Annotated in this window: 13 protein-coding genes; 7 read left to right on the forward strand and 6 right to left on the reverse strand. The window is 63.1% G+C overall.

Annotated elements, in window-relative coordinates:
- Nucleotides 1-77: 77 nt before the first annotated feature.
- From GL300_RS27135 to GL300_RS17530, 5 genes are all read right to left on the reverse strand, one after another.
- Nucleotides 78-1,391, reverse strand: a complete 1,314-nt coding sequence (locus tag GL300_RS27135) for a calcium-binding protein (RefSeq protein WP_170297703.1) — start codon at nucleotides 1,389-1,391, stop codon at nucleotides 78-80.
- A gap of 140 nt (nucleotides 1,392-1,531) precedes the next feature.
- Nucleotides 1,532-2,353: an EAL domain-containing protein gene (locus tag GL300_RS17515; RefSeq protein WP_170297704.1), complete on the reverse strand. Its 822-nt coding sequence runs from the start codon at nucleotides 2,351-2,353 to the stop codon at nucleotides 1,532-1,534.
- Nucleotides 2,354-2,431: 78 nt separating this feature from the next.
- Nucleotides 2,432-3,769, reverse strand: a complete 1,338-nt coding sequence (locus GL300_RS17520; protein ID WP_155040954.1) for a diguanylate cyclase domain-containing protein — start codon at nucleotides 3,767-3,769, stop codon at nucleotides 2,432-2,434.
- Nucleotides 3,766-4,626, reverse strand: coding sequence for a CheR family methyltransferase (locus tag GL300_RS17525; protein WP_155040955.1), 861 nt, complete (start codon nucleotides 4,624-4,626; stop codon nucleotides 3,766-3,768). The genes GL300_RS17520 and GL300_RS17525 overlap by 4 nt, the downstream gene beginning before the upstream one ends.
- Nucleotides 4,616-7,717: a response regulator gene (locus tag GL300_RS17530; protein WP_155040956.1), complete on the reverse strand. Its 3,102-nt coding sequence runs from the start codon at nucleotides 7,715-7,717 to the stop codon at nucleotides 4,616-4,618. Before GL300_RS17530 ends, GL300_RS17525 begins: the two co-directional genes overlap by 11 nt.
- 479 nt (nucleotides 7,718-8,196) lie before the next feature.
- Here GL300_RS17530 and GL300_RS17535 point away from each other — a divergent pair, with 479 nt between their 5' ends.
- The 6 genes from GL300_RS17535 (at nucleotide 8,197) to GL300_RS27140 (ending at nucleotide 16,822) form a co-directional block, all read left to right on the forward strand.
- Nucleotides 8,197-8,793 carry a hypothetical protein gene (locus GL300_RS17535; RefSeq protein WP_155040957.1) on the forward strand — a complete coding sequence of 199 codons (597 nt, stop codon included), beginning with the start codon at nucleotides 8,197-8,199 and terminating at the stop codon, nucleotides 8,791-8,793.
- 32 nt (nucleotides 8,794-8,825) lie between these two features.
- Nucleotides 8,826-11,147, forward strand: a complete 2,322-nt coding sequence (gene bcsA / locus GL300_RS17540; protein WP_155040958.1) for a UDP-forming cellulose synthase catalytic subunit — start codon at nucleotides 8,826-8,828, stop codon at nucleotides 11,145-11,147.
- On the forward strand, nucleotides 11,144-13,390 hold the full coding sequence (locus GL300_RS17545; RefSeq protein WP_155040959.1) for a cellulose biosynthesis cyclic di-GMP-binding regulatory protein BcsB: 2,247 nt from the start codon (nucleotides 11,144-11,146) through the stop codon (nucleotides 13,388-13,390). The genes bcsA and GL300_RS17545 overlap by 4 nt, the downstream gene beginning before the upstream one ends.
- Nucleotides 13,390-14,478 (forward strand): family 8 glycosyl hydrolase, encoded by a 1,089-nt coding sequence (locus tag GL300_RS17550; RefSeq protein WP_155040960.1) that lies wholly within the window; start codon nucleotides 13,390-13,392, stop codon nucleotides 14,476-14,478. The genes GL300_RS17545 and GL300_RS17550 overlap by 1 nt, the downstream gene beginning before the upstream one ends.
- Entirely contained in the window at nucleotides 14,475-15,863 is a 1,389-nt protein-coding gene (locus GL300_RS17555; protein WP_155040961.1) for a hypothetical protein, read from the forward strand. Before GL300_RS17550 ends, GL300_RS17555 begins: the two co-directional genes overlap by 4 nt.
- Before the next feature lie 209 nt (nucleotides 15,864-16,072).
- Nucleotides 16,073-16,822, forward strand: coding sequence for a calcium-binding protein (locus GL300_RS27140; RefSeq protein WP_155040962.1), 750 nt, complete (start codon nucleotides 16,073-16,075; stop codon nucleotides 16,820-16,822).
- A 68-nt stretch (nucleotides 16,823-16,890) separates the two neighbouring features.
- On the opposite strand, the gene GL300_RS17565 is transcribed toward GL300_RS27140, so the two are convergent.
- Nucleotides 16,891-17,445, reverse strand: a complete 555-nt coding sequence (locus GL300_RS17565; RefSeq protein WP_343043103.1) for an NADPH-dependent FMN reductase — start codon at nucleotides 17,443-17,445, stop codon at nucleotides 16,891-16,893.
- Nucleotides 17,446-17,585: 140 nt separating this feature from the next.
- Between GL300_RS17565 and GL300_RS17570 the strand changes: the two genes are divergently transcribed.
- Nucleotides 17,586-18,134, forward strand: coding sequence for a helix-turn-helix domain-containing protein (locus GL300_RS17570; RefSeq protein WP_211595176.1), 549 nt, complete (start codon nucleotides 17,586-17,588; stop codon nucleotides 18,132-18,134).
- Nucleotides 18,135-18,137: the final 3 nt, after the last annotated feature.

Raw genomic sequence — 18,137 nt, forward strand, 5'->3', positions numbered from 1 at the left:
AAGCGCAAAGCCGCAGAGTCACGGTTTCCGAAACAATCCAGACCGCAGCACCGCGAAATGCCGCCCGACAGGAGTCGTTACAGGTCGAAATCCGTGCCGGACAGATTGATCGACTTGCCGATCCGGATCGAAAAATCTGCGCTGCCGTCGCCGTCCACATCGCCATAGACGAAGGTGGCGTCGGCGGTGCGGACCCAGCGCAGCTCCCCGGCATCGCCGCTGAATTTGTCATTACCGATCAGGGTGAAGGCCTGATCGCCCCGCGTGGCGATATCGGCATCGATGGCCGAAAGATCGATCCGGTCATTCTGCGCCGAGCTGAAATCGACGATCAGATCGCGGCCGGCAGCAAGAACGGTGGACTCCGCCGTGCTGTAGAAAACGAAGACATCCGCACCGGCACCACCGACCAGCGTATCGGCACCGGTCCCGCCGATCAGTGTGTCGTTATCCGCGCCACCCTCCAGCAGATCCTGACCGGTGCCGCCGATCAGCCGGTCGGCCCCCGCCTCTCCGTAAAGTTTGTCATTGCCGCTTCCGCCATTCAGGGTATCGGTGCCGATACCACCGCCAAGCCAGTCGTGACCCGTGCCGCCAAGCAGCGAGTCGTTCCCGGCCTCTCCGTAAAGCAGATCGTTCCCGTTGCCGCCGTCGAGGGTATCGTTGCCCTCTCCGCCACTTAGCTTGTCGGCTGCATCGCCGCCGGACAGCAGGTCGTTGCCGGCTTCGCCATAAATGGTGTCCGCACCCGCGCCGCCATAGGCGCGGTCGTTGCCGATACCCGAATAAATGGTGTCATTGCCGGCCTCGCCCCACAACTGATCCGCGCCCGCCCCACCCCAAAGAATATCATGCCCCTGACCGCCCTTGAGGGTGTCCGCGCCGACATTCCCGTACAGAAGGTCATTGTCGTCGCCACCATAAAGCTTGTTGTTGCCGCCCTCGCCCAGAAGCGTATCGGCCCCGGCACCGCCAAACAGGACGTCATTGCCCGCGCCTCCGAACAGCTCGTCGTTCCCGGCGCCGCCGTTCAGCGTGTCGTGACCGTCGTAGCCCGTCAGCGTCTCATTGCTGGCGCTGCCGGTGACGGCGTCGTTTCCGCCCAGAAGCAGGCGGCTGAAGGCCAGATCGTTGAACGACTTGAAGGCCTGAGCAAGCCCGGCCGCCGAAATGGACAGCGCGGTTGCCTCGAACACGGTGACGCCCGCCGAGACGATGCGCAGCGAGGTGATCGTTCCCGACTTCAGCGCCCCGATACCCGTCCCGCTATAGCTGAGTTTCGTCCCGCCAAGCACCGCATAGTCGGATGCGCTGTCAAATAGCCGCAACGAGGTCGCCTGCTGCGAGGTTTTCGCGTAATCCAGCCTATTCGACCACGCGATCAAGGTCATGTCCCGGGCGAATCCGGCTTTCGCGTTAATGATGAATTTCGCCATGACAAAGACATACTCTAAAACTGCAGGTTGCGGGCAAGATGGAGGCCGCAGCGCCTGAGTTCAAGACAAACCCGCCCCTCGGTGGCCGGTCCCGGTCAGTTGTGATGATCTGCCGTGGTCGATGCCCATTCCTTGGCCTGCTGAAGGGTCAAGGGGGGCGCGTAAAGATAGCCTTGGGCATAGTCGCAACCGATCCGGCGCAGGAATTCGGCCTGCTGCTCGGTTTCGACACCTTCCGAGATGACCTCCAGTCCCAGCGCCTTGCCCATCGCCACCGCCCATTCGATGATCTGTTCGCCCTTTGCCGTGCCCGACAACTCGCCCAGAAGGCTGCGGTCGAGCTTCAGCCGGTCGAAATCGAACTTGCCCAGTGCCGCGAGATTGCTGAAACCCGCGCCAAAATCATCCATGGCAATCGCGACGCCCAGTTCCCGCAGGGAGCGGATGCAGGTGGCGGCCTCATCCTGCAGGCATTTGCTTTCGGTGATTTCCAGTTCAAGGCGATGGGCGGGGAAACCGCGCTCTGCCAGAATCCGCGCAATGCGGTCGGCAAAGCCGGAATGGCGCAATTGAATGACCGAGACATTGACCGACACGCGCACCGGCGTGGGGGAGTCGATGGTCGCAAGGTCGGACAGCGCCTTGTCCAGCAGCCACATGCCGATTTCGTCGATCAGGCCATGTTCCTCGGCGATGGGGACGAATCTGTCGGGCTCGACCTCGCCCAGCACCGGGCTGTACCATCGGGCCAGCGCCTCGAAACCGGCAAGGGTCCCGTCGGACAGTCGGATCTGGGGCTGATAGCGGATGAGCAATTGATCCTTGCGCAGCGCCTCGGCCAGTGCCGAGATAAGGTGCCGATCGTCCGGGGACGGCAGCACAGGACCGCCCGTTGCGGTCTTGTCCATATCGTCCATGCCGAACACCTCCATCGCTACCCCGCAAGTAAGGGCGGAATTGGCAGGAAAAGCAATAAGCAGAAGTGTCGCAGGCACTTAGCCACGGATACGTGACGCCAACCGGTCACGGCGGGTTTTCTGCGCGTAGAGCATCCGGTCGGCGCTGGCCAGCAGCTCGGTCTGGTTCCAGGACGACTCGCTGGCCAGCGCGATGCCCAGACTGATGCCCACGACAACCTCTTCGCCGTGATCGCCGACGGCAATCGGTTGACGGACGGCCTCGATCAAGCGACGGGCCATCTGCTCGGCATCGCTGCGGTCGTTGCAGACCATCAGCACGGCGAATTCGTCCCCGGCCCAGCGGGCAACGATATCCTCGGTCCGCACGCAATCGTTCAATCGTGAGGCAATGACCTTGAGCACCACATCGCCTGTCGCATGGCCATAGGCATCGTTGATCGGCTTGAACAGGTCCAGATCACCGAACAGCAGCGCCAGATCGCATTTCTGCTCGGCCAGCAGCACCTGACATCGCTTGTTGAAACCGGCCCGGTTGAGCAGACCGGTCAGCGGGTCGGTCTCGGCCTCTCCGATCAGAGCCAGTTGGCGGGCATAGGCATCCGAGGCGTCCTGAAAGACGATTACGCCGCCGATCATCTCTCCTTCCGTATCCCGGACAAGCGAGGCGGATCTTGTCACCGGCAACAGCGCGCCCGCTTTCGTTCGCAGCATCGTCTGGGGCTCGTCGGTGCGAAGGCCGCCATTCTGCGAGGGATCGAACAGCCCTTCATTCATCGGCATCCCGTCGGCGGAAAGCAGCGGAAAGACCTCATCCAGATCCTGACCGCAGCCGCTGTCGGCCAGCCATTCGGTGATCCGCTGCGCCGAGGGGTTCATCCACGACACGCGATTGCCCCTGTCGGTCGCGATGACGCCGTCGCCCACCGCATCGAACGTGGCCTGAAGGATCTGCCTTTGGCGATGTACCTCCCTCAATGCGCTGACAAGGCGGTTCTTGTTCTGATGCAGTTCCAGGAAAATCAAAACCTTGGAAATCAGGATCGTTTCATTGACGGGCTTGGGAATGAAGTCGATGGCCCCCGACATATAGCCATGGATCTGGTTGATCTCATCCGCGTTCGAGGCCGTCAGGAAGACGATGGGCGTTTCTGCCGAAAGCGGGTTGTCCTTGAGGTAACTCGCGACCTCAAAGCCGTCCATCTCGGGCATCTGTACGTCCAGAAGGATCAGCGCGAATTGCATATCAAGCGCCAGCGACAGCGCCTCGTTGCCGGAATGCGCCACGACAAGGTCAGCACCGACATCGCGCAGCAGGATCTTCATCGCCAGCAGATTTGACGGGATGTCGTCCACAATAAGGATTCTGGGCCGTTCGTCGGCTTTCCCGAGTTCTTCAAGCGAAATGTCTGTCATTGGCCGCCACCCTTTTCGATCAGGCCATCACCCATGCTGATTTGGCTGCGGGCTGGCTGCAGCGGGCGATAGATCAGGTTGCACCCCGGCTCTTTGCAATAGGCCGCTCCGGTGCTGATCGGTGTCTCTCTGCTGCCGAGGCACAGAAATCCACCACGAAACATGGAATCTTGAAACAGGTCAAAAACCCGACGCTGAAGCTCGGGGCCGAAATAGATCAGCACATTCCGGCAAAAGATCAGATTTGCCTCACAGAACACGCCATCTGTCGCCAGATTGTGCTGGATGAATGTGACATTCTTCAAAAGCTGCGGGTCAAAGCGATACCTGTCGCCGGACCTGATCGTATAGGACGACAGCGAGCCCGACCCGCCGCCTTGCGCATAGCGCCGCTCGATCGCGGCCAGTTGCTTTTCATCGATCTCTGCGCCGTCCCTTGCCGCGCTCAGGCAACTGGCCGAAATGTCGCTGGCGAAAATTCGGCTGCGTGAATACAGACCGGCCTCATTCAGCAGGATCGCCAGCGAATAGACCTCTTGGCCCGCGGCGCAGCCCGCATGCCAGATGGTGATGTTCGAAAAGCTTCGCAGATGCGGAAAGACGTGCTCCTTGACCTCGGCAAAGGTCTCGGGCTCGCGAAAGTAATCGCTCACCGGAACGGTGATGTTTTCAACGATGAAATCGATCCGGGTCGGGTTGTCCAGAACCCAGGCGGTCAGGGCGTCAATGCCCGGCAGCTGAAGATTTGCGCAAAGGTTGCGCAGCCGCTTTTCAAGCGAGCTGGACCGATACCCGCGAAAGTCGCAGCCATATCTCTCGAATAGATTTCGAGTGAACGTCGCGACTTCATCTTCCATGCGGAAGGTTCTCGCTGATCATCGACAGCAGCTTGGGCACATCGACGGGCTTGGTCATGTAATCCGTCGCGCCGGCGGCAAGGCACCTTTCGCGATCCTCCTTCATCGCCTTGGCGGTCAGGGCGATGATCGGCAGGTCCGACCATGCGCCGCCGCGTTTGCGGATTTCGGTCATCGCCTCGTAGCCGTCCATGTTCGGCATCATCATGTCCATCAGGACGATCTGGATGTCGGGATGAGCTTCAAGCTCGGTCAGGGCCTTGAACCCGTCCTGCGCCAGAACGACATTCATGCCCTTGCCACGCAGGATCTTGGCCAGCGCATAGATGTTTCGCATGTCGTCATCGACCAGAAGCAGCTTGCCGTTCAGCCCGGTATCCTGTGGCGGGTGCTGTCCGTTCATCTTCGGCTGCTTGGCTGCGGGCGCGGCCTGCGGTTGGGGACCGCGCTGCAGGAACTGTTCGACCTCTTCCAGCAGGCGTTTCTGCGAATATTCGCCCTTCAGGATGATGCTGTCGGTATAGGCGCGCAGGTCCATGATCTCGTCCGGGGTCAGGTCGCGGGCCGAGTAGATGATGACCGGGGGCGTGTCGCCAAGCTCTGATATCTGCTTCAGCAGCTCAAAGCCGCAAAGGTCCGGCAGGCCGATGTCCAGAATGAGGCAGCCGAACTTGCGCGTGGCCAGCATGCTCAGGGCGGTTTCGCCATTCATCGCCGAGACCGAGTCGATACCCGCGCGGGTCAGAAGCTGCGAAATCGCAAGTTGCGTGCCGGGATCGTCCTCGATGACCAGCACCGTCCGCTGACCGGGCGAGGGTGCGATCGGCGCGGCCCCGTTCTGTTTTCGCGCAACGGGCGGCGCGGGGCGCGGCGGTTCCGGCGTGTCGCCTTGGTCCTCCTCGGGTGCCAGCGGCAGCGACAGCCTGAAGGTCGAGCCCTTGCCCTCGGCGCTTTCGACGGACAGGTCGCCCTGCTGCAACTGGGCGAGCTGCCTTGAGATCGCCAGACCAAGCCCGGTTCCGCCGAATTGCCTGCGGGTGCTGCCATCGACCTGCTCGAAGGGTCGGAAGATCGTCTCAAGCTTGTCGTCCGGAATGCCGATGCCGCTGTCGGTGACCGAAATTTCCAGCACCTGCCCACCCTCGGCGAGTTGCAGCGACACGTGGACGCGGCCCTCGGCGGTGAACTTGATCGCGTTGCCGATCAGGTTGTTGGCGATCTGCTCCAGCTGGCCGCCATCCGCCCAGATATGGTCGGGCAGGGCAGGGTCGCGTTCCAGCACGAATTCCAGCCCCTTCTGTTCGGCAAGCGGGCGGAAGGTGCGCTCGATGGTGTGGCACAATGCGGTCAGCGAGACCCGCTCGCGATGCGCTTCCAGCTTGCCGGCCTCGATCTTGGACAGGTCGAGGATGTCGTTGATCAGACGCAGCAGGCTGACGCCGCTGGCATGGATCACCCCGGCTGCCTCGACCTGATCGCTGTCCAGATTGCCCTGACCGTTCTCGGCCAGATCCTGCGCCAGGATCAGCATGCTGTTCAGCGGCGTGCGCAATTCATGCGACATATTGGCAAGGAAGCGCGACTTGTACTGGTTGGCGCGCTCAAGCTCTTCGGCGCGAGAGATGGCTTCCTGACGGGACTCGACCAGTTTTTCGCCTTGCAGGGCCAGTTGCTTGCTGCGGCGCTCAAGTTCGTCATTGGTGGCCTGCAATGTTTCCTGCTGGGCGCGAAGCTCTTCCTCGGCGGCTTGCAGTTCTTCGGTCTGCTGCTGGCTTTGTTCCAGCAGTTCCCGCGTGCGCAGAACCCGCCGCAGGTTTTCCAGCGGCAGTGCGACCACGGCGGGGGCATCCTCGACAATGCGCTGTCCGACCTCATCCAGCTTGTCGAAGGTCGCGAACTCCATCACGCCGATCAACTGTTCCTGCACCACGACCGGGACGACCAGCACCAGTTCCGGCGTTCCCTCGCCCGAGCCCGAGTGGATCTTGACGTAATTGTCGGGCACCGGGGTCAGCACGATGGTCTTGCGCTCCAGCGCCGCCTGCCCGACGAGACCCTCGCCCAGCATGTAGCGCGTGGCGACGTGGCGCCGTTCCTTGTAGCCATAGCTGGCATACAGGTTCAGCGACCGGCTTTGTTCGTCATAGGCAAAGAACACGCCGACCCCCGCCTTGATCTGCGGGGCAAGTGTCCGCAGCGCGGCATCCGAAAAGTCGATCAGCGTCTTTTGCTGCTGGATGGTCTGGGACAGCTCGGTCAGCAACCGCCGGACCTGCAGATCCACGCTGCGCTCCACTGCGAGGTTCCTGAAGATCAGCAGCGACCGGCTCATGGCGCCGATTTCATCGGGGCGTTCCTGAAACGGCACAGTCGCGCTGCGGTCGTCATTGGCCAGACGCTCCATCGTCGTGGCCAGCCGCTTCAGCGGGGAACCGATGCGATGATAGAGCAACGCATAGGCCAGAAGGGCGGCAATGCAGACAAAAATCGCAGACATGACGGTCGCGTTGCGCATCCGGTCGATCAGGGCGTTACGCTGGGCGCGCGCCTCGTCCAGTTCGTCCTCGACCAGCCCGGACAGGCGGTCAAAGGATTCCCGCGGGAAACTGTCCACCAGATCGGTGGCATTGGTCGTCAGGTAATGCGCCAGCGCCTGTGCGCGGGCCGCCGGGGTCACCGTCCCCTCGATGCGTGTCAGCAAGGGCAATGCGCGCTGATTCATCCATTGAGTGGCGGCGACCTGAATGGCGACCGCATCCGCCACCGCCTGCGCGTCAAGGCCGGGCAGCCGCAGCAGGTTCTCGATGGCGGTCAGGGTGTCCTTGTGGGCCTGTTCGAATTTTTTGCGCGATTCTTCGGTGCCTCGGGACAGCGTGTCGACCAGCGCCAGTTCGCGGGCCAGAATCGACCGCTCGACCGCCTCGATCGAGGTCAGGCTGGCGGTCAGGTCACGGACGTGGTTCTGCGTCGATGACAATTCCTTGGTGCCCCAATAGGCAACCGAACTGACCGCGACCACCACCAGCAGAAAGCTGAGCATGACCGCGCCAAGTTGCGAGCCAAGAGAAAAGCTGATCGAACGTTGGGCCAAGGCTTCGCTCCAAACTGCAGAAATCGAATGATTTTATGATCAATTGTTCCGTGTTTCCAACCACCATATATCGCCTGCAGGCTTAGTCGAAAAGGTGACAGGCACCTGTCACGCATCTGCCGCACTGCAGCGATGCAGATGCGCAAGCCTGAAAATTCGATCTGGAACCGACAATCGGTAGTGGTAAGGGGTGGCGCTTACTCTTGCGCTGACCCTTTTTGCACCGTTCAATGACTGCAATCGAAGGGTGAACTTGCCCTTTATGCCACAATCATATCATGCTTTGTCCTAGGAAAGGGCAGGCTCCCGCCCTCACCCCCGTCAAGGTTACGAATGGAATTTTAGGAAGTACGATGATCGCTGGATGTGACCGCAAAATCGATCAAGGCTTGCTGTCTTGTGATGCTCTTGCAACCATTAGGAAATTCGGACTTCTTCTGTGCTTGTGCCTTGCAACCGCGATGACGGCGGGTTGCGCCGTGGACGCGCAGAACTTCGGCCTGACCCGTGCCCAGATCGATGAGCGCACGCCCTTCGTCGCCGTGTCCGCCAGTCAGGCCTGGGTCAATGCGCCGGATATTCGCAGCGTGTTCCAGCGTCATCTGGGGATCGAGGCCGAACAAAAGATCGGTCTGGTGAACAACACCACGGTTCCCGGCGACAACATGATCCTGCTGCGGACGCGAACCGGCTCGGCCGGTCTTGGCCGGCTGCGGTTCGAGGATCTGGTCGCCCGGTTTGGCGGTCTGCCCCAGCCCTTCACCAACCTGAGTTCCGGCGACCTGCTGCAGGCCGAAGACGAGGCTGGCAGCTATTTCTGGGCGGGGCAAATGGTCGGCGGCAGCACCAATTGCATTCTGGGCATCCGGCGGCTGGACAGCGGTATGCGCCAGCTGCCCGGCGGCGCAGGTATTATGGACATAATCGTGCGCAATTGCGTCAACGGCAGCCAGCAGGACGCGCTGGCACCGCTGCTGGCGGCCAGCACGGGCGTCAGCGCCGCCGTTCGCGCGCCGGATGGTTCCAGCCGCATGTTGTCACCTTTGGCGGCGCCGTCCGGGAATTTGAGCCCGTGACGGCACGTTCAGGAAGTATTGCGAGTAAGCAAATGCCTTTGCGAATTGTTCTTTTGGCGCTTTGGGTCGCGACGCTGATCCCCGTCTTCATCCTCAGTTCGGCCCCGGTTTCGAACATGGCGCAGGGCATGTTGGGCATCGTTGCCGTCCTGATGGTGATGCTGCTCAAGCCCTTTACCTCGAACATCGTGGCGCGGACGGCCTTTGTCGCGGTCGCCAGCGTCGTGGTGCTGCGTTACTGGTTCTGGCGCGTCACCGCGACATTGCCCGAGCCCGGACTGAACGCCTCGTTCGTATTTGCCGTGCTGCTGCTGATCGTCGAGACTTATTCGATCCTCGTCTTCTTCCTTGGTGGCTTCATCACCGCCGATCCGCTGGAACGGGGACTGCCGCCCAAGGTCGAGCTGGACCAATTGCCCACGGTCGACATCCTTGTGCCGTCCTATAACGAACCGACCGAGATGCTCAGCATCACGCTGTCGGCGGCCAAGAACATGGTCTACCCGGCCTCGCGTCGGCGGGTGGTTCTGTGCGACGATGGCGGGACGGATCAGCGCTGCAATTCCCCGGACCCGGAACTGGCAGCCCGCTCGCGCGCGCGCCGGGCCGAACTGCAGGCGCTTTGCGCCGAGCTGGGCGTGATCTATTCCACCCGCGCCAGAAACGAACACGCGAAAGCCGGCAACATGAGTGCGGCGCTTGAGCGGCTGGACGGCGATCTGGTCGTGGTCTTTGACGCCGACCACGTGCCCTCGCGCGATTTTCTGGCCCGCACTGTCGGCTATTTCGCGCAGGACCCCAAGCTGTTCCTGGTGCAGACGCCGCACCATTTCATCAACCCCGATCCGATCCAGCGTAATCTTGGCCTGAAATCCCCGCCCGAGAACGAGATGTTCTACGGCATGATCCACCGCGGGCTGGACCGCTGGGGCGGCGCGTTCTTTTGCGGCTCGGCGGCGGTGCTTCGCCGCAAGGCATTGGACAGCGTCGGCGGCTTTGCAGGGGAAACCATCACCGAGGATGCCGAAACCGCGCTGGAAATCCATTCGCGCGGCTGGCGCAGCCTGTATATCGACCGCGCCATGATCGCGGGGCTTCAGCCCGAGACCTTCGTGTCCTTCATCCAGCAGCGCGGCCGCTGGGCCTCGGGCATGGTCCAGATGCTGATGCTGAAGAACCCGCTGTTCCGACCGGGCCTGAAGCCGCTGCAACGGCTGTGCTACATCAACTCGATGTCCTTCTGGTTCTTCCCGCTGATCCGGCTGGTCTATATCATCGCGCCGCTGACCTACCTGTTCTTCGGCGTCGAGATCGTCGTCACCACCTTCCAGGAAGCGATGGCCTATGTGCTCAGCTACATGGCTGTGGTCCTGATGGTGCAGAACGGGATATTCGCGCGCTACCGATGGCCGCTTATCTCGGAGATCTATGAGGTCGCGCAGGCCCCCTATCTAGCAACCTCGATCTTTCGGACCATCCTTCGCCCACGGGCCGCCAAGTTCAACGTGACCGCCAAGGACGAGACGCTGGCCGAGAATTACATCTCGCCGATCTACAAGCCGCTGCTGGGACTGTTCGGCCTGACGCTGGCGGGAGTCATCGCGCTGGTCGTGCGCTGGATCGCCTTTCCCGGCGACCGCAGCGTGCTGTCCGTCGTCGGGGTCTGGGCGGTGATCAACCTGCTGCTGGTGTCGCTGTCGCTGCGCGCCGTATCGGAAAAGCAGCAACGCCGCGCCGCGCCGCGTGTCGCGATCGACGTGCCCGCCACGATCAGCTGGGCCAATTCGGGTCCGTTCCCGTTGAAGGCGACGGTGCTGGACGTGTCGACCAGCGGCGCCCAGTTGCGGGTGGACCAGCCACCTTCCGGCAAGGATGCGCGCATGGTCCGCGTCGGGGACGAGATCAGTTTCCGTCCGCGCTTCGACAATGCCCCGCATCTTGAACAGAACGTGCGGGCGGTGGTCCTTGGCATCAAGAACGGCGCGAACAATGCCAATCTGCTGGGTGTCCGGTTCCTGCCCGACCAACCGATCGTCGTGCGCGAGGTGGTGGCCCAACTGATCTTCGGCAACAGCGAAACTTGGTTAATGCAGCGCGAGGCCAACCGCGAGGGCAAGGGGCTGCTGGCCGGGCTTGCCTATATCATCGGGCTGATGGTGACCTCGATCCCCAAGACGATTTCGGACTTCATGCGCGAACCGGCGCGGCGGCGCAGGAATGCCCGGATGCAGCATCAGGGTCAGAAACCCGCGCATCTCATGGCTTTCGGCGCGGATTTCGACACGGATGAACACCGCAGCGAGGCCATGCCCCAGCCCATCGACGCCTTCATCGGGATGGAGGGCAAACGATGACGCCGCGCGCCAGACTGTCCCCGGGCGGGGTCGCCTTGATGCTCAGCCTGCTTGCCTCGACCGCTTTTGCGCAAGCCGTGCCCGAAATCCAGATCGCGCCACCCGAGGCTGTCGAAACCGCCCCGGTGGAGCAGCCGGAATCGGTGCCGGTGCCGATCCCGGCACAGCGCGACGCCACCGCGCCCCTGAGCGAAGCGCCTGATCGCAAGCTGCTGCTGACGCTGCGACCGCCACCCTCATTGCCGCATAGTGTCGTCATGGGCACCAGCCTGCCGGAACCGGGCGTGGTGCGGCTGACCGGCGAAACCGCGACCAGCGAGTTTGTCCTGTGGCTGCCCGATGGGGTGCCGTTGCCCCCTGAACTGGTGCTTAGCGTCCGGTCATCCATCAACGTTCTGGCCGATACCGCCGGAATGCAGGTCACGATCAACGGCGCTACTCCGGTCGAGCTGCCGCTGAACAAGTTCGACGGTTTCGGCACGTTGCGGGTTCCTGCGCCGGACCTCGTGCCCGGACCGAACCGGATTGCCCTGTCCTTGCGGCAGCCCCACCGGATCTTTTGCGGCCCCGATGCCAGCTTTGACGTCTGGACCGAGATCGAGTTGACCCGCAGCGGCGCGGAATATCCGGTCGATGCGCTGGTGCCGAATGCCGACCTGTTCTCGCTGGCCGTCGGCAACCAGATCAGCGCCGGGCGTCCCGTGAACCTGCTGGCCGATCCGGGGATCGAGCCTGCGGCCTTGCGCGGGCTGGCCACCGCATTGGGCGGGGCGATGCAGGGGCAGGGGCAGGTCAATATCCAGTCCTTCTACATGCCCACGGCCCGAAACAGCGCGACGGTCGCCCTGATCCCTTCGGACCGGTCCCTTGTCAGCTATCGTCAGGATGCGAATGGCGCGCCGGTGCTGCAGGTCGAATCCGCCAATGGCGCGCTGCCGGATCTGGGCGGGGTGCTTTTGCCCGACACCATGCCGCAGGCGGCACCCCCTCCGATGCTGACGCCGGGGCAGACCAGCAGTCTGGCCGATCTGGGCGGAACCGATCTGATCGGCAACACCCATTATTACCGCCACGATTTCCGCTTCCGCCTGCCTTCGGACTGGCTTCTGCTTGCCAATCAAAAGGCCCATCTGGACCTGCAATACGGCTTTGCCGACGACCTGCCGAAAGGCGCGATGCTGCTGGTCAAGGTCAATGACGAAACCATCCGGCTGCTGCCTTTGGATCGGAACGGTGGCCGGATTGTCGATCCCCTGACCATTCCCTTCGGTGCGCGGCTGCTTAACCCGGGGCAGAACACGCTGAGCTTCGAGATGATGGTGCCGGGCGATCCCGCTGACGCGGCCTGCGCGCCGCGCCGTACCGATATGCTGGTGGTGACCAAGGAAACCACGATCGAAGTGCCGAAATCGCCGGCGATGCAGCTTTCGGGCATCACCAGCCCGCTTTCCACGCTGACGCCTGCGGGTATCACCGTCGATCCGCAGGCGATTGACGCCAAGCCTCTGGATCTTTTCGCGACGCAACTGGCAGCGGGGCTGACGCCAAGCGACCAGCCGGATGATCAGGTCAGCCTGAGCCTGGTCGATATTGCCGGATTGCGGCCTTCGGATGCAGGTATCCCGACGCGGGTCCTGCAAGAGGCCCTGTTCCCGGTCGAGATCGCGCCCGTGGCCAAGGCCGCGCCTGTGCCCGCGGCGCCTCAGTTCCGGCTGAGCGAGGAAAGCGAACCCGCGCCCGATGCCGAACCAACCGAGGCCAAGGAGAATGCCAAGGAGCCCGCGTGGTCCTTTGGCGGCTGGCTGTCGGGCATGCGGGAACGGGTCCGAAATTCGGCCTTCATGACCTCGGATCAGGATCTGGGCGATTGGTTGCAGGGCCGCAAGGGCGACGCGCTGCTGATGTCGGGCCATGCCGACCAGCCTGAAGCGCTGCGGCTGATCGTCGGGCCGGATGCCCAGGCGAATGCCATCGGTCCCGCCCTGAACAAGCTGCGTACCGGATCGCTGGGCGAGGGCAAGGCGGTGCTGCTGTCCAATGACGGAACCTATCAGGTCTGGGCCTCGGCGCAGCTTCCCCGCATGCGCGAGCCGGTCACGCCTCTGAACCTGCTGCCGGTTCTGGGCAATTACGCCTCGTGGTCGCCCTTCATCTTTACGCTCGGTCTGCTGGTGCTTGGCCTGATTTCGATCATTCCGGCGCTGCTGATCGTCGTTCTTTTCCGCAAGCGGAGACTGCGCTGATGGACCGCCGAGCCTTTTTGACCTGTGCGGTCGCATCGACATCCCTGCTGCTGGGCGGCAATCGCGCATGGGGGGACATGACCACGGGCTATTTCGACCCCGAGCATCCGCTGCAGGAATCCTGGCGCATGTGGAAATCCCTGTGCCTGGATAATGCCGGGCGGGTCATCGACGGATTTCAGAACTCTGCCAGCCATTCCGAGGGGCAGGGCTATGGCCTGACGCTGGCCGCGATGTTCGACGACCGCGCCGCCTTTGACTCGATCATGGCCTGGAGCGATGCCAATCTGGCGGTGCGCGACGACGCGCTGATGGCCTGGCGTTGGCAGCCCGATGCCGATCCCCCGATCCAGGACCGCAACAATGCGACGGATGGGGACCTGTTCTATGCTTGGGGGCTGATCCTTGCCGGTGCGCGTCAGGACCGTCCCGACCTGATCGCCCGCGCGGGCCAGATCGCGGCGGATATCGTCCGGCTTTGCTCGGCCCCGCATCCCGACGGCAGCGGCAGGCCGATCATGCTGCCCGCCGCCATGGGTTTCCGCAGCCCCGAACAACTGGTCGTCAATCCATCCTATTACATGCCGCGCGCCATGCGGGAACTGGCCGCGGCGACTGGCATTGCCGGTCTGGCCACAATGGCCGCGACCGGCGAAGAGCTGATTGAAACGCTGGCCCAGACCGGGCTGGTGCCCGATTGGGTCGCGCTGACGCCGCAGGGGCCGACGACGCCCCCGGAAAACTTCTCAAGCAATTCCGGCTATGAGGCGATCCGCGTGCCGCTGATGGCGCTGTGGTCGGGCAATGCGCAATCGCGGGCCGTCCGGAATTTTGCCGAGGCCACTTCGGCCGCGTGGAAGACCGACAGCCCGGCCGTGGTCTTTGACCCCATCACCCGCGAGGCGCTGGAACGCAGCAGCCATGCAGGTTATCGTGCGGTCGCGGCCCTCAGCAGTTGCGCGGCATCTGGCGGCGTTGGCTCGGTCATGCCGCGCTTTACGAGCGAACAACCCTACTACCCGGCGACCTTGCACCTGATGGCGCTGGTTGCCCAAGCCACCCAATTTCCCCAATGCGTGCCCCTATGATCCGTTCGACCATCTTTGCAGCCATGATGCTGGCGGCTCTGCCCGCCTTCGCGCAGGACGCTCCGTCGCCTGACGAGTTCCTTGCCCTCAACATCTATCTGCAGCGCAATGAGACCGCTGCGGTCGAGGCCGAACTGCGGCGCCTGCGGTTGAAATACCCGCAATGGACGCCGCCCGCCGATCTGCGGCAATTGTCGAATTCGGCCCCCAGCGGCGAGATCGACACCTTCTACAAGCAGATTGCCGCCGGGCAGATCGAACAGGCGCGCGGGACCCTTGCCGCGATGCGTCGGGATTATCCGAACTGGACCCCGCCCGCCGACATGACCACGCAGCTTGAGACGGCTTCAGGTCAGCAGACGCTGGACTCGGCGCTGGATGGCGGGGATGTGGACGCGGCCCGTTCGGTCGCCGCGCGCACGCCCGGCCTGCTGCGCTGCGACCGGATCAACAACGCCTGGCGGATCGCCGACGGGCAACGCAGCGCGGGCCGCTCGGCCGAAGCACTTGCGACCTATCGCGCCATTCTGGGGGCCTGCGTCAATCCGGCCGATCTGACCGCAACCATCGAAAAGGCCGATGCGGTCAGCAGCAGCACCGAGTTGCGCGCCATGGTGGCGCAGGTCAGCGGACGTTTCCCCGCCGAGGCCGCGCGTTTTGATGAGCTTTTGCAGCGTCTTCTGGCTGGGCGGGGATCAGGAGCAGCCGCGCCGGCAGTCGCCCAGCCCCGGACCGAGCAACCCGCGCCGCGTCAGCAGGCCGCCACCCCGCGGGCGGAGCCTCAGCAGCAGGCGCAGCCGCAACGGCAGCAACAGACGCGCAGCCCAGATGCTGGCCGCGCCGAAGTTGTCGCGCCGCGCAGGTCGAATGAAAGCCCCGCCCAATGCGCCGCGAGAACCGCGAATGCCCGTGCGGCGGGAACGGTTCTGGAGCGTGCCTGGTGCGTCTACAACCTGAACCGCACCATGGATGCGATGGCCGATTTCCGCACGGCCCTGTCGGGACGCCTGACCGCCAAGCAGCAACGCGAGGCGCAATATGGTCTGGCGCTGTCCTATCTGAAACTCGGCATGGCCGAAGAGGCTTCGCGGATCGCCGCCAAGACCGATTTCACCCGTCAGCAGCGCGTCGACGTCGAGCGGCAGATTCTGGACCAGCGCGGCGTGCAGGCCTATCGCGAACGCCGCTTCCGCGATGCGGTCCGCTATTTCGACGCGTTGGAGCAGGTCACTGGCGGCATCCGGCGCGATCTGGCCATCCTGCGGGCCTATGCCTATCTCAACGCGGGGCAGCGCCCCAAGGCGCATGCCGAATTCCTGCGCCTGAACAATGAACTGTCGACGACCGAGACCCGGAAAGGACTGGCCGCGGCGGCTTCGGAATAGGCCTTGTGCCTTGGCATCCTCGGTTGCAGGGGCTGGGTCAGGATGTGTGACGGTGCCGTCGGCACGGTGTCGATGGGAATCTGGCAAAAGCCTGACAGGTCGCGTCAGGAAGCTGTCAGGACAGATGCGCTAGGAAGCGTACCAAGCTGAGTCTGTCCGGTTCGCGGGCAGTCAGGCCGATGGTAGGTTACATCTGTAGGAGCACAATCATGGCACGCATTACCGGGACCTCGGGCAACGACACGCGCAACGGCACTTCGCTGGCCGACATCATCCTTGGTCTTGATGGCGATGATCGCCTGTATGGCCGCAATGGCAACGATACGATCAATGGCGGAAACGGTCGGGATCGTCTGTTTGGTGATGACGGCAACGACCGCCTGTTTGGCGCGGCTGGCAATGACAAGCTTTTCGGTGGTGCAGGCGCAGATTCGCTGGATGGCGGTATCGGCGCGGATGAGCTTGAGGGCGGCGCGGGCAATGACTCGCTTTATGGCGGCCTTGGCAACGACGATCTTGAGGGCGGCTCCGGTCATGACCTTCTGGTGGGGGGCGATGGCCATGATGAGCTTGACGGCGATTCCGGTAACGATTCCTTGCGCGGTGGCGCGGGCAATGACGATCTTGAGGGCGGGGCTGGCAGCGACAATCTGGCCGGTGGCTCAGGTCGCGATACCCTTGAAGGTGGGCGCGCGAACGATCGTCTGATCGGCGGTACGGGGGCTGACTACTTCGAGTTCGAACGCGGCGATGGGCGTGACGTGATCACCGATTTCGAAAATGGCGTTGACCGTCTTCACTTCGACGATTTCAGCACCTCGCAGGTTCGCTCGGCGATCAACTCGGCCGTGCAGAGCGGTGACGACGTGGTCATCAGACTGGATGGCGATACCAGCGTCCGGCTGAGCGATTTCCGCCTGAGCCAGTTGGATATGAAGGATTTCGTATTCGATCTGTGATCGCTAGGCGCATGACGCCTTATGGACCGGCGCAAAGGTGCCGGTCCTTTTCGCAAAGAGGCTGGCGTTTAGCGCGACCCGACAGCAAGGCTGGCGGCAAAGCCTGCGATGAAATCGGCCAAGGCGGTGCGGGACTTTTCGTCGGTCAGATCGCCATTGGCGTCGAACAGCCCACCCGCGCGTGAGACCAGCAGCCGACCCTCGGCCCAGACCGAGCAGCGCAGCGTGCGCAGCACCGGCAGCCAGTGGTTCTGCGCCATGATCGTGCCGAATCCTCCGGGCGAGGCCCCGATCACCGCCACCGGCTTGGCGACGAAATGGCCCAGACCCTCGCCCCGCGACATCCAGTCGATGGCGTTCTTGAACACGCCGGGAATGCCGTTGTTGTATTCGGGCGTGACCAGCAGCAACCCATCCGCCGCCCTCAACTGCTCCTGCAGGGTGACAACCGCAGGCGGCAGGCCGTGCTGGGCCTCAAGATCGCCATCGTAAAGCGGAACCTCGCGGATGCTGCCGATCTCAATGGTCGTGCCCTCAGGGGCGGCTTCGGCAGCGGCGCGCAGCAAACCGGCATTAAACGATCCCCGACGCAGGCTGCCCGACAGGCCCAGAATTTTGGTCACGATGCGCTCCTTGTGCAGTTGGTCGGGCGGACGATGGCCAGCCCGAATGGCGAAGTCCATACTCCATGTTCGCGGTCCCGTGTGCAGGCTTGTGGCAGGATCAATCCGTCCACTATAATGGCACGATGCAGCAGGATGACATGGATTACAGGATAGGCGCCCGTATCCGCGCCGAAAGGGAAGTTCGCGGCTGGTCGCTGACCGATCTTGCCGCGCGCGCAAGCGTCTCTCGCGCGATGATCCACAAGGTCGAGCGGGGCGACAGCAGCCCGACGGCAAACCTGCTGGGCAAGCTATCGGGAGCTTTCGGGTTGAGCATGTCGACCCTGCTGGCGCGCGCAGAAGCAGCGGGCGGGTCGCTTTTGCGCAAGGACGATCAACCCATCTGGACCGACCCCGAGACGGGGTATCTCCGGCGGCAAGTGTCGCCCCGTTCGGACCTGCCGGTCGAACTGGTGCAGATCAATCTGCCGGCCGGGCAGGAGGTGCCGATGCCTGCCTCGGCCTATACCTTCATTCGCCAACTGATCTGGGTGCTAAAGGGCGATCTGGTCTTTGTCGAAGGCCCCCTGCGCCATGAACTGCATCAGGGGGATTGCCTGCAACTGGGGCCCCCCGCCGATTGCATTTTTCGCAATGAAGGCGACCGCGACTGCGTCTATGCGGTGACGATCCTGCGTGATGCCTGAAGT

It is taken from the genome of Paracoccus litorisediminis, assembly GCF_009711205.1.
Classification (GTDB): Bacteria; Pseudomonadota; Alphaproteobacteria; order Rhodobacterales; family Rhodobacteraceae; genus Paracoccus; species Paracoccus litorisediminis.